This is a genomic window from Nonomuraea sp. 10N515B (assembly GCF_052245915.1).
Classification (GTDB): domain Bacteria; phylum Actinomycetota; class Actinomycetes; order Streptosporangiales; family Streptosporangiaceae; genus Nonomuraea.
In genome coordinates this window covers 36,665-49,243 of record NZ_JBQQBQ010000034.1, presented here as the reverse complement: position 1 = coordinate 49,243, position 12,579 = coordinate 36,665, and the positions used below count along the sequence as shown (strand labels likewise).

The following is a 12,579-nucleotide window of genomic DNA, read 5'->3' as shown; positions in this document are numbered from 1 at the left end:
CGAGCACGCCCCCACCACGACAAACCTGGACAGGCCCCTGCTCAGCAACCATTGCGCCACCCCGGCCAGCCCGAGGATGGTGCCCGTGGCGTAGACGGCGAAGGCGATGTTGCTGAAGCCGTAGAACCGCCCTCCGGTCACGGGCTCGTAGCCGGTCACGGCGTTCACCTGGAGTCTGGAGCCGGTCATGACGTCGATGAGGAGGGCGAGAGAGGTGATCGCGGCTACGGCGGTGAGCGGGCCGAGGACGTGTGCCCGCCAGGGGCCGGCGAAGGCGACGGCGGTGATCAGGCCGGCGATGGCCAAGATCGTCACAATGACGGACAGCATCGGCACCGGCAGTGCCCACCAGGGCACCAACTGTGCCAGGAACGTGGAGACGGCGATGGCTCCGCTGACGACCGCCACGACTTGCACGGCACGCAGGAGCTTGGAGGTGCTGGCGAGCTGGTCGGTAGCAGCGGAGGAGGGGGAAGCGCTGAGGTGCGGTGGCTGGGTGGGAGTGCGGCGGCGGCGGAGTGCCAGGGCGGCCCAGGCGTAGAAGAGGAGCTGGACCGTCACCAGGACGGTGAAGAACGGGCCGCGAACCTCGCGGAGGACCTGGCTGGCCAGATCGCCGTCCGCCAGCTCCGCCACTGTGCCCGCCGCGGTTGCGGGCCCGGGACCGCCCGGTTGCCAGGGGCGGCCCACGACCTCGCGCGGGGCGGTCAGGCCCAGGAGCTGGATGGTGGTGGCGGTGAGGTCGGTGATGGTGACCAGGGCGTCCTGGCGGGTGGAGGTGGCGGTGAGATGGGCGCGTGGGTACGGCTCCCCGCTCGGGGACGGGCCGGCGGCGATCGCCACGTGCAGGTGCGCGTTCGGGGTCACGTCCGAGATTCCGGCCACCAGGATCGTCGTGCCGGACGGCACCTTGCCGGCCAGGGCGCCGATTTGCTGGTCCGCCCGGGCCACGGCGGCCTGGCGAGCCGGGGCCGACAGGGGGACCGGGACTCCGTACTCGTCGAAGGGCTGGCCGGCCCAGGCGTTCGCAAGGTCGGCGGCCTCGAAAACGATCAGGTTGTACGGGGCAGGGTCGCCCAGGGCATCGAGATTAGGGGCGTATTTGGCGATATTTCCGGACCTGTCGGCCCCGGCAATCGCGGCCCCCGGCCCGACGGCCGCAACCTTGCCACCCCCGTCCGTCACCAGTTGCCCCAAGGTCCCGAGCCGCGCGTTGAAGCCGGTCTCCGACTGATGCGCCGTCAACGTCGACCAATTGGGGACGGCTGCACCCGTGCCCGCCGGCTGGGGCGCGGCAGGGGCCGGGCAGCCCTTGCCTGCCGTGCCGGCGCGCTGACCGGCGGAGACCGTCATCCAGCCGGCGATGGGGCAGGTGATGCCGCGGTCCGGCGGGGGCACGGCCCGGGTCGAAAGCGAGGCCGAGGCGCCCTGGCTCACCAGACGCCACAGGTTGGGCGTCCGGGCCTGGTCGAGATCGCTCCATTCGAGCCCAGGCACGCCGATGAGGGCCACGCGCCCCTTGGCCGCGGTCGCCCATGCCGCTCCGGCCGCGCTCGTCAGAGCAAGTGGTCCCGCGATCAGCATGCCCAGCAGGAGCGCCACGACGAACCGGCGAAGGCGGGACCCGCGACCTACCAGCGAGCGCCGCTCGTGGCGTGCCGGGGTTGGCATGGCGTCGTTCGGCATGGACGGAATCGTTCCTCAAGACTGAGCGGGAGCAAACCTGATCTCAGAGCTTATGCTCACCCACGCGCGAAACGCGGTCGCCGGGTAACGTGCCACCTCGTGATAGATGGCGAGGTGCGGGTGATCCGGCGGCAGTGGTGGGCGTGGGTGGTCGCGGCGCTCGTCGTCGTGGCGGCCGTGGCGCCGTTGGTGCACGCGTGGCTCACCAACCCGGACGATCAACGGCTGGTCGACCTGGACGTCTACCGCACCGGTGGGCAGATGCTGCTCGAGGGGCGACGGGTCTACGACTACTTCACGCCCGCGCCGCAACTGCTGCCGTTCACCTACCCGCCCGTCGCCGCGATGCTGGCGGTGGTGCTGGCGAAGATGTCCTGGGAGACGGCCCAATGGGTGTGGACGGCCGGGATCTTCGTAGCGCTGGCCGTGACGGTGTGGTTCGCATTCAGGGAGGCGCTGAGCGGGCCGGCGGTGCGGAAGTACGTGCCGTGGGCGTTCGCGCTGCTGATAGTCGCCGGCACGTACCTGATGCCGATCAGGGACCAGGTGCGGTTCGGGCAGGTGGACATCATGCTCGTCGCGCTGTGCCTGGCCGACTGCGTGGCCAGGCGGCCGTGGTGGCCCCGGGGGTTCCTGATCGGGCTGGCCACGGCGGTGAAGCTGACGCCCGGCGTCTTCCTGATCTATCTGCTGATCACCAGGCAGTGGCGCACGTTCTTCATGGCGTCGTTCGCGGCGGCGGTGCTCACGTTGGTGCCGTTCGCGGTGATCCCGCAGGACGCGGCCGACTTCTGGTTCTCGGCGCTGCTCGATCCCGAACGCCTCGGCTCGAACGCGGCCACCACCAACCAGTCGATCCGCGGCATGCTGATCCGCCTCTACTTGCCGGACGCGCTGACGTCCGTTCTCTGGCTCGCGATCGTGGCCGGGGTCGGCTGGTACGGCTTCCGTGGCGCCCGCGACGCATACCGGGCGGGTGACCAGCTCACCGCGGTCGCGCTCGTCGGCCTGATGGCCGTGCTGCTCTCGCCGGTCGCGTGGATCCACCACCTGGCCTGGGTGGTCGTGGTGCTCGGCGCGATCGTCGGCGACGGGCGGGATCCAGCCAGGCTACGGGTGGCGGCGGGGGTGTGGCTGTACTACGTGGTACCGATCCCGTGGTGGGGAGTTTCGCTGAAGGCCGCGGACATACCGGGGGTCAGCGTGGTGCTGGGGAAGATCGTTCAGAACGGGTTCGGGCTGGGGGCGTTGGCTCTGGTGTGGATGTTGGTGTCCTGGTTGCCGAAACACCGGAGATCCCCTGACTGAACCATTACCCTCTGTGCCGTGCTCGTTACCACCTGGATCATCGTGGGCGTCATCGCCGGGGTCAGTGGCGTCATGATCGGTTATCTGGCGCTCCGGCAGGCCAGAGCCGTCGTGGAGGACTGCCAGCGGATGCTGGCCAGACAGACCAGCGAGGGCAGGGGCGATCTCAAGGCCATCAGGGACGTGGCCGTCTGCCGGTACGACGCGCTCTCCGAGATGACGGGGCGGCTGTCCTTCTCGATCGCGATGATCAACGGGCTGGGTGACGGCATCGTCCTGACCTCGATCAACGGCCGGAGCGAGACCCGTACGTACGTGCGGCCGGTGGTGGGCGGGAAGGGACAGCAGCCGCTGTCGCCGGAGGAGGAAGAGGCGGTGCGCGCGGCCAGGCTGGGGCTCGGCCCGTTGGTCCCGTCCCGGGCATCAGGGCCGCTCTGACGGCCGGAACGGACCGTCGGCCTCGGGTGAGGGCGCGAGAAGGGCGGTCGTCTCCAGGTGGGGGCGCGGGACGGGAGGTCGGCCTCGGGTGGGGGCGTGGGACGGTGCAGGCCGTGAGCGGAAGGGCGCGCGTGCCTGCCGACCTGCGGATACTCTAGATGCATGCCCAGACTCGCCTACCTCGGGCCGGAGGGGACCTTCACCGAAGAGGCCCTGCGGCTCCTCGACCCCACCGCCGAGCGGCTGCCCTGCGCCACGGTCAGTGCCGCGCTCAACGCCGCTCGCACCGGCGAGGCCGACGGGGCCGTGGTCCCGCTGGAAAACTCGATCGAGGGCGCGATCACCACGACGCTCGACGAGTTCGCCTGGGGCGAGCCGTTGCTGATCACGGCCGAGCTGCTGCTGCCCGTGCAGTTCTCGCTGCTGGCCCGGCCCGACACCGAGATCCCACACATCAAGCGCGTCTACACGCATCCTGCGGCCATCACCCAGTGCCGCGCCTTCCTCGCCCGAGAGCTGCCCGACGCGGTCGTGGTGGCCGCGCCTTCGACGGCGGCCGCGGCGCAGGAGGTGTCGCTGCCGGGCGCCCCATACGACGCCGCCATCGCCGCCCGCATCGCCGGCGAGCACTATGGGCTGGTCGAGCTGGCCACCGACATCGGCGACAGGTCGGACACCGTGACCAGGTTCGTCAAAGTCGGCCGCCCCGGGCCGCTGCCCGAGCCGACCGGCTCCGACCGCACCACGCTGGTCGTTTTCCTGGCTGACGACCACCCGGGCGCGCTGTTGGAGATGCTGACCGAGTTCTCCGTGCGCGGGGTCAACCTGACGCGCATCGAGTCGCGGCCCACCGGCGACGGCATCGGGCGTTACTTCTTCCACTTCGGCTTCGAGGGGCACGTGGCCGACGCCCGGGTCGGCGAGGCCATCTCGGGGCTGCACCGCATCTGCGGCGAGGTGCGTTTCCTGGGCAGTTACCCGCGGGCCGACGGCATCGCGCCGCAGATCAAGCGGGGCACGGCCGACGCCGAGTTCGCCGAGGCAGGCGATTGGCTCGCCCGCGTCCGCGCCGGGCAGGTCTGAGCGCCCCAGCGTCCGCGAGTCCGAGTGTCTCAGCGTCCGCGAGTCCGCGAGTCCGCGAGTCCGAGCGTCTCAGAGTGCGCGAGTCTGAGCGTCTCAGCGACCCGTCGCCCCTGAGTGTCCGAGCGTCCGCAAGCCTGAACGTCTGAGCGTCGCGAGTCTGAGCGTCTCAGAGTCCGCGAGCCTGAACGTCCCAGCATCCCAGCATCCCGTCGCCCTGAGCGACGCTCGCCCTGCCCGGGTCCTTTGGCGGTCAAGCGGGTGTGTCGGGGTCGCCGACGAGGGGCCGCGGCCGCCGAGACTGCCGTTCGGGGTATGAGGCCCGGTGCGTGGTCACCGCGACCGCGTCGGGCAGGTCGGGGGACGGTCATGGCGGGCAGAGGTAATCCGGGGGCGAGACGCAGCCGGGCGCCGGTAGCCTTTCCTTGTGATTGACCTGCGTACCCTTCGTGAGCATCCCGACCGGCTACGGGCGTCGCAGCGTGCCCGCGGTGAGGACGACTCCGTCGTCGACACGCTGCTCGACCTCGACGAGCGCCGCCGATCCGCGCTGACCTCGTTCGAGTCTCTGCGCGCCGAGCAGAAGAGCATGGGCAAGTCGGTCTCCAAGGCGCAGGGCGAGGAGAAGGCGGCGCTGCTCCAGCGTGCCAAGGACCTCGCGAGCCAGGTCAAGGCGGCCGAGGCGGAGGCGGAGAAGCTCGGGGCCGAGCTCGACGAACTCGTCCAGACGATGCCCAACATCGTCGAGGAGGGCGCGCCGCCCGGCGGCGAGGACGACTACGTGGTGCTCGAGACCCACGGCGAGCCGCGGAAGTTCGACTTCGAGCCCAAGGACCACCTGGAGCTGGGCGAGGCGCTCGGCGCCATCGACATGGAGCGGGGCGCCAAGGTGTCCGGCTCGCGGTTCTTCTTCCTCAAGGGTGTGGGCGCGCGCCTGCAGCTGGGCCTGCTCAACATGGCCATGCAGCAGGCGATCGAGGCCGGGTTCACGCCAATGATCACGCCGGTGCTCGTCAAGCCGGAGACCATGCAGGGCACCGGCTTCCACGTGGCCCACGACAAGGAGATCTACCGGCTGCCGGAGGACGACCTCTACCTGGTCGGCACCTCGGAGGTCTCGCTGGCCGGCTACCACGCCCAGGAGATCATCGACGCCGGCGAGCTGCCGCTGCGTTACGCGGGCTGGTCGTCGTGCTTCCGCCGCGAGGCGGGCTCCTACGGCAAGGACACCAGGGGCATCATCCGGGTCCACCAGTTCGACAAGGTCGAGATGTTCTCCTACGTGCGCCCCGAGGACGCCCACGAGGAGCACCAGCGCCTGCTGGCCTGGGAGAAGGAGATGCTGGCCAAGATCGAGGTCCCCTACCGGATCATCGACACGGCGGCGGGCGATCTCGGCATGTCGGCCGCCCGCAAGTTCGACTGCGAGGCCTGGATCCCCACCCAGGGCCGCTACCGGGAGCTGACCTCCACGTCCAACTGCACCGAGTTCCAGGCTCGCAGGCTCGGGACCCGCTACCGCGACAAGGACGGCAAGCCGCGCCACCTGGCCACGCTCAACGGCACGCTCGCCACGACCCGCTGGATCGTGGCGATCCTCGAGAACCACCAGCAGGCCGACGGCTCCGTGGTGGTTCCCGAGGCGCTGCGCCCTTACGTGGGCCTCGACGTGCTCACACCGGCCAAGTAGCCCAGGCCGACCGAGCAGGGCTCAAGGAGCCCAGGGAGGACTGTCCGCCGGCGAGCTCGCCCGGCGGGCGTCCCTCCTGATGAGGGTGAGGGCGGGCAGCAGCACCAGCGCGGTCAGCAGCACGGCGAGCACGACCGCCGCCCAGTAGGCCGCAGGCGTGCCCGCCGCCCACCCGTGGAAGGGCGTGTAGACGCTCAGGTAGACCAGCGGCGCGCCCAGCACCCCGACGGCCAGGGGCGCCGGCCGCGCCCGCCCCGTGAAGATCAGCGCGATGCACACCGCGAACCCCACCGGGATGGTCATCAGACCGAGGAGCCGCACCACGACGTCGAGATCGGCGATCGGGCCGGCGAAGCGGTGCGCATTCACCACGGCCAGATAACTCAGGCAGGCGGCCGCGGCGAAGCCCAGGTAGAGGCGGTGGTATCGGCGCAGCCCCGCTCCGGCGCAGCCGAACAACATGCACGCGGCCAGGAAGATCGCCACGTGCATCTCGGGAGAGAGATCCACCGACGGGCTCTCCGGGTCGTTGCCCGGCCAGCCGAGCCGCCGCCAGGTGCCCGCCTCGTCGCGGACCACGATGCCGTCCAGCCCGTTCGCGACGACCACGACGTGCCCGCCGCGCCAGGCCTGCACGGCGAGCCCCATCGAGCGCAGCCCGGACTCGTCGTCGTACGTCCTGACGAGGCGCTCGCGCTCGTCGCCGTCGGACAGGGACCACGAGGGGTGCCAGGTGTCGCCGCCGTCGTCGGACTGCTCCACGGCCATCAGGCCGGGCACCACCCGATAGCAGCGCGTCGCCTGGTAGGGCACACACGCGGCGGCCTGCGGCGACTTGACGTCCTGGAGTCGGCTGCGGATGTCTGGGGGCAGATCGTCGAAGGGGACGCTGCTCGACGACCAGGTGGCCGCATGGTCCTCAGACTCCCAGATGGTGAAGTCGTCGGCGTACACGAGGATCCGGTCGTCCTTCACCTCGACCGCGGCGGCCGTGGGCGGGCCAGGCGCGGCGGAGGTGGCGGTGACCGCCAGGACGGCCAGCGGCATCGTCACGATGATCCGCCAGCGTGGGGAGGAACCTGCCGCGAGGCTGCGCCGGCGTACCCACCAGGCCAGCGCGAGCGCGGGCAGGGCGAGAAGGTCCGTGGAATCGGCCAGGACGCGCGAGGGGCCCGCTACGAGGGTCCAAGCTTGGGAGGCGGCCTCAGCGCCCGTCTCCGTCGTTTTCACGAGCGCGAACAGCACTCCCGTCAGCACGGTGGCGGCCAGGTCGGCCCGCCGCCAGAAGAACAGGGCCAGCAGCGCGGGCGCCACGACAAGGCCGGCCACGTCGCTGAGCTTGCCCGTCACGAACCCGGGCCAGGCCTGCTTGAGCAGGTGGTCGTTGACCAAGAGCACGATCACCCCGGTAACGGTCACGGGATGACATAACCACGCGTACCTCATATAGGTGTGGACGGTGGGGGCGGCCCGGCGGTTGAGGTGTGGTCCCACCCGTGACCAACCCGACACAAGCAAAAGACCGAGGCCCGCTGGAAGCGAACCCCGGTCTTGCTTGCCGACTACAGGTCAGACGGCGCGAACCTGCGAGGCCTGCGGCCCCTTCTGGCCCTGCGTGATCTCGAACTCGACCCGCTGCCCGTCTTCAAGGCTGCGGTAGCCACTGCCGACGATCTCGGAGAAGTGCACGAACACGTCCGGCGCACCGCCGTCCGGGGCGATGAAGCCGAAGCCCTTCTCGGCGTTGAACCACTTGACGGTTCCCTGAGCCATAAAAGCTCTCCCTCAGGATGTGAATCTATGGGACCCACACCTCGTGGGTCCCGGTGTGTCGTACAGCAAGCACCCGGGGTGGCTCAGACAAAGTCATGCTGGTTTTCACTACGGGATCAGCTAATACAACGCCATCACATCTAACACCATTCTGGCGCGTTGGTGTTCCCCTCCCATGGAAGATTTCTCTCGGGCAGCATGACCGGGCAAACTGGAACCTGTTATGCAGAGCCTTCCCATGCCCCGTCTAGTGGCCACCGACCTCGACGGCACCGCGTTGCGTCCGGACGGAACGGTCTCTCCCCGTACGGTCGCGGCCTTCGGCCGGGTCGAGGAATCGGGCGCTGTGCTGGTGTTCGTGACCGGACGGCCGCCGCGGTGGATGGGCGGAGTCGCGAATGCGCTACGTCACCGCGGGCTCGCGATCTGTGCGAATGGGGCACTGATCTACGACCTCCATACCGAGCGGATAGTGGAATCTCATCTCATCACGGTCGAGGTACTCAAGGAAGTCGTCGCTCAGCTAAGAGCGAACGTGTCCGATCTCGTATTTTCGGTCGAGTATGAAGCTGGTTTTGCGCATGAGTCCGATTTCCTGCTGGGTGGCCTGGACCGCGTAGGCGCCGGGGCGGTTCGTGCCGAGTCGGTGACGGCCCACCCTTGCGCCAAGCTGCTGGCCCTGCACCCGCACATGGGCCCGGACGAGCTGCAGGCCGTCGTGCACGAGCTGGTCGGGCACCTGGTGACCGCCACCCACTCCAGCGGCAGGGGCCTGATCGAGATGAGCGCGCAGGGCGTGACGAAGGCGACCGCCCTGGCGGCGCTCGCGGCGCAGCTCGAGATCAAGCCGTCGCAGGTCATCGCGTTCGGTGACATGCCGAACGACCTGCCCATGCTGAGCTGGGCAGGCACGTCGTACGCGGTCGCGAACGCGCACCCCGACGTGATCGCGGCGGTCGATCACGTGACCGCCGCGAACGACGACGATGGGGTCGCGCAGATCCTGGAGAAGCTCTTCTAGAGGTAGGGCCCCGAGCCGCCGGGCGGCCGATGCCCCGGCTCGTCGTGCGGCACGCCGGGCAACGCCCTGCGCATCTGCTCCAGCTGGGCGCGCGCCGCCATCTGCTGCGCGAACAGCGTGGTCTGGATGCCGTGGAACAACCCCTCGAGCCAGCCGACCAACTGGGCGTGCGCGATGCGCAGCTCGGCCTCGCTCGGCGGCGTGCCGTTGTCGTCGGTGAACGGCAGCGACAACCGCTCCAGCTCGTCGACCAGCTCCGGCGCCAGACCGTCCTCGAGCTCCTTGATGGAGGACGCGTGGATCTCCTTCAACCGCTTGCGGCTGGCCTCGTCGAGGGGAGCCGCGCGGACCTCCTCCAGGAGCTGCCTGATCATGCTGCCGATACGCATCACCTTGGCGGGCTGCTCGACCAGCTGCGTGACCGAGCGGTCCTCGTCGCCGCTATCGCCCTGACCTTGGAAGTCGGGGCCCACCACCACGATGTGGGGGGTGTTGTTGTCCTCAGCATTCATATGACTCACCGTACTAGGAGGATCTTGCCGACGTGCTGTCCCGAATCCAACATACGGTGTGCTTCGGCCGCCTCGGACATGGGAACTTCGGCGTATACCACCGGACGCACCGCACCCGCGGCCACCAGCGGCCAGACGTTGTCCACGACGCTCCGGACGATGACGCCCTTCTCCTCCACCGGCCGCGAGCGCAGCGTGGTGCCGTGGACGGCGGCGCGCTTGGCCATGAGGGCGCCGATGTCGAGCTCGGCCTTGCGGCCGCCCTGCATCCCGATGATCACCAGTCGGCCGCCGGTGCGCAGCGCCCGGACGTTGCCCGCGAGGTATTTGGCACCCATGATGTCGAGGATCACGTCCGCCTTGATCTTCTCGGCGAAGTCCTCCTCGCGGTAGTTGACGACCTCGTCGGCGCCCAGGCGCCGGACCTGCTCGGCCTTCTCCGCGGTGCCGACGGTCGCGATCACGTGCGAGCCGAGCGCCTTGGCCAGCTGGACGGCGAACGTGCCCACGCCGCTGGCGCCGCCGTGCACCAGCAGTGTCTCGCCGCGGCGCAGCCGCCCGACCATGAACACGTTGGACCAGACCGTGCAGGCCGCCTCCGGCAGCGCCGCCGCGACCGTCAGGGGCACGCCGTCCGGCACCGGCATCACCTGCTGCCAGGGCACGGCTACGCGCTCGGCGTAACCGCCGCCGCCGAGCAGTGCGCACACCTCGTCCCCGACCTGGAACTGTTCCACGTCCGCGCCGACCTCGGCCACCACGCCGGCGACCTCGAGCCCCGGGTAGGGCGGCGTGCCGGGCGGTGGGTCATAGAATCCGTTGCGTTGCAGGACGTCGGCGCGGTTCACCGCCGAGGCCGCTACGTCGATGAGCACGTCTCCGCGCTCGACACGTGGCTCCGGCACCTCGCGCCACTCCAGCACCTCAGGGCCGCCGGGCTCGGTGATCTCAATGGCTCGCATGCGAACCACGGTAGCCGGGCAAAGAAGTTGTGGGTTGCCGGGCTGCACGGCAACGCGTGGCGTTACCCTGCAAGATATTTGCTGCCCCTTTAGACCCACCCGAGGGGGAACACGGTGGCAAGACACGATCGAGAAGAATCGCTCGAGGAACAGCTCGCCTGGCTGGACGCGATCAAGGAGACGGAAGAAGCTCCGGTCGCGGTCAGTGCCTCGAGTGCTTCTGCCGACGAGCCCATCGCCTCGCCGTACCCCAAGGACCCGTGGCTGCTCGTCCCGACGCAGCACGAGACGCCGACACCGCCGCTGTTCAGGGCCGCCGTCGACTCGGTGTACGGCCACGCGGCGGCCGAGGATCTGCCCGAGGCCGAGAGTGAGGCCGGGGAGTGGCTCGGCAAGGCGACCACCAGGGAGGAGCCCACGAGCCCGGCCGGCCCGAGTGCGGACGACCCGTTCCACGCCCCGCTCAAGCCGCTGCCGCGCCCGGACGACACCGACACGTTCAGGTTGTCGTTCACGCCGCCGCCGGAGACCGGCACACCCAAGCAGGCGACGGAGGAGGCGAAGGACACCTCGTGGCCGCCGGCCGATCGGTCACGCCCGGCCGAGGAGTCGCCGGCCGCCGAGCAGCCCAAGCAGTTCGAGAGCGACCAGCCCGGCCCCGCTGAGGCGGATGACGACGACGAGGCCTGGGAGGAGACCCTCCCCAGGAACGAACGCCCGCAGTGGACGGACCCGCCGCTCAAGGACGAGCCTCCCCAGGACCCCGAGCCGGTCCAGCAGCGAGCCGAGCCGCTTCAGCAGCGAGCCGAGCCGCTGGAACGGCGTCCCGATCCGCTCCAGCTCCGTCCCGAGCCGCTGGAGCGGCGTCCCGATCCGCTCCAGCAGCGTCCCGATCCGGTCCACCAGCGAGCCGAACCGGTGCACCAGCGAGCCGAGCCGGTGGAACGGCGTCCCGACCCGGTCCAGCAGCGTCCCGAGTCGACCGAACGGCCTGCCGAGCACGTCGAGCGGCGTCCCGAGCCGCCGTCCCCGCAGCAGGAGCGCCCTCAATGGACCGAGCAGCAGGAATGGCGGCCCGCGGAGCGCGAGATCCCCACACCGCCCCCTCAGCCGCGCCGCCGCCCGGCCCCCATCCCCGTGTTCACCGCCCCGCCCAGGCCGCCGGTCACCGGCCGGCCCACCGCCGAGAGCCTCGACCCGGAGTCCCTGCTACGCGGACGGCGTAACGCCCCCTCCAAGGGCTGGCGCCGCCTGGTCTACAAGGCCTCCGGAGGCTGGATCAAGCCGGGCGAGCCACCGGAGGTACGCCGCCGCCGCCAACTCGTCGGCCGTGCCCGCACCCCTGTGACGACGGGGCACCACCGCGTGGCCGTGCTGAGCCTGAAGGGCGGCGTGGGCAAGACCACGACCACGGTCGGCCTCGGCGCCACCTTGGCGCAGATGCGCGGCGACCGCGTCATCGCCGTGGACGCCAACCCGGACCGCGGCACGCTCTCGGACAAGCTGGTCCTGGAGACCTCGGCCACCGTGCGCGACCTGCTCAACGAGCGAGACCAGGTCAAGCGGTACGTCGACATCAGGGCGTTCACCTCGCAGGCGCCCTCGCGCCTTGAGGTGCTGGCCTCCGACCGCGACCCGTCGGTCTCCGAGGCGTTCAGCGGCTCCGACTACCAGGCCGTCTCCCAGGTGCTGGAGAACTTCTACTCGATCTGCATCACCGACTGCGGCACCGGGCTGCTTCACTCGGCCATGGGCGGTGTGCTGGGGCTCGCCGACCAGATCGTCCTGGTCAGCTCCCCGTCGGTGGACGGCGCCCGGGCGGCCTCGGCCACGCTCGACTGGCTGGAGGCGCACCACTACGCCGACCTGGTGAAGAACGCGACCGTGGTGTTGTGCAGCGTCCGGCCCCGGTCGAAGTCGGCGGTCGACATCAAGAAGCTGGAGGCGCACTTTGCCGCCAGGTGCCGCGCCGTGATCCGGGTCCCGTACGACCCGCACCTGGAGGAGGGCGCGGAAATCGACCTGGACCGGCTGCAGGAGTCCACCAGGGACGCCTACCTCCAGCTCGCCGCCTGCGTCGGCGACGGATTCGCGGGGATCCGAGATTAA

The 12,579-nt window shown here is 70.2% G+C and carries 10 protein-coding genes; 6 read left to right on the top strand and 4 right to left on the bottom strand.

The genetic code is table 11. From position 1 onward, the window contains the following. Nucleotides 1–1,785: 1,785 nt before the first annotated feature. From ACTWQA_RS37235 to serS, 4 genes are all read left to right on the top strand, one after another. Nucleotides 1,786–2,994 carry a glycosyltransferase 87 family protein gene (locus tag ACTWQA_RS37235; protein WP_443163650.1) on the top strand — a complete coding sequence of 403 codons (1,209 nt, stop codon included), beginning with the start codon at nucleotides 1,786–1,788 and terminating at the stop codon, nucleotides 2,992–2,994. A gap of 18 nt (nucleotides 2,995–3,012) precedes the next feature. Further along, on the top strand, nucleotides 3,013–3,432 hold the full coding sequence (locus ACTWQA_RS37230; RefSeq protein ID WP_443163649.1) for a DUF4446 family protein: 420 nt from the start codon (nucleotides 3,013–3,015) through the stop codon (nucleotides 3,430–3,432). A 162-nt stretch (nucleotides 3,433–3,594) separates the two neighbouring features. After that, nucleotides 3,595–4,515, top strand: coding sequence for a prephenate dehydratase (gene pheA, locus ACTWQA_RS37225; RefSeq protein WP_443163648.1), 921 nt, complete (start codon nucleotides 3,595–3,597; stop codon nucleotides 4,513–4,515). A gap of 424 nt (nucleotides 4,516–4,939) precedes the next feature. Next, nucleotides 4,940–6,202 (top strand): serine--tRNA ligase, encoded by a 1,263-nt coding sequence (serS, locus tag ACTWQA_RS37220; protein ID WP_443163647.1) that lies wholly within the window; start codon nucleotides 4,940–4,942, stop codon nucleotides 6,200–6,202. Between the two features lie 21 nt (nucleotides 6,203–6,223). Here serS and ACTWQA_RS37215 read toward each other — a convergent pair whose 3' ends face one another. Then, nucleotides 6,224–7,606 (bottom strand): hypothetical protein, encoded by a 1,383-nt coding sequence (locus ACTWQA_RS37215; RefSeq protein ID WP_443163698.1) that lies wholly within the window; start codon nucleotides 7,604–7,606, stop codon nucleotides 6,224–6,226. A 165-nt stretch (nucleotides 7,607–7,771) separates the two neighbouring features. Next, nucleotides 7,772–7,975, bottom strand: a complete 204-nt coding sequence (locus ACTWQA_RS37210) for a cold-shock protein (protein ID WP_127938141.1) — start codon at nucleotides 7,973–7,975, stop codon at nucleotides 7,772–7,774. 223 nt (nucleotides 7,976–8,198) lie between these two features. On the opposite strand from ACTWQA_RS37210, the gene ACTWQA_RS37205 reads away from it, so the two are divergent. Further along, nucleotides 8,199–8,996: an HAD family hydrolase gene (locus ACTWQA_RS37205; RefSeq protein WP_443163646.1), complete on the top strand. Its 798-nt coding sequence runs from the start codon at nucleotides 8,199–8,201 to the stop codon at nucleotides 8,994–8,996. Here ACTWQA_RS37205 and ACTWQA_RS37200 read toward each other — a convergent pair. Next, the gene (locus tag ACTWQA_RS37200; RefSeq protein WP_305914068.1) at nucleotides 8,993–9,508 is read right to left on the bottom strand and encodes a bacterial proteasome activator family protein; all 516 of its coding nucleotides are present in this window, start codon (nucleotides 9,506–9,508) and stop codon (nucleotides 8,993–8,995) included. The genes ACTWQA_RS37205 and ACTWQA_RS37200 overlap by 4 nt on opposite strands. Nucleotides 9,509–9,513: 5 nt before the next feature. Beyond that, nucleotides 9,514–10,470, bottom strand: coding sequence for an NAD(P)H-quinone oxidoreductase (locus ACTWQA_RS37195; protein ID WP_305914069.1), 957 nt, complete (start codon nucleotides 10,468–10,470; stop codon nucleotides 9,514–9,516). 114 nt (nucleotides 10,471–10,584) lie between these two features. Between ACTWQA_RS37195 and ACTWQA_RS37190 the strand changes: the two genes are divergently transcribed. Further along, a complete protein-coding gene (locus ACTWQA_RS37190; RefSeq protein WP_443163645.1) occupies nucleotides 10,585–12,579 on the top strand; it encodes a nucleotide-binding protein in 1,995 nt (664 codons plus the stop codon).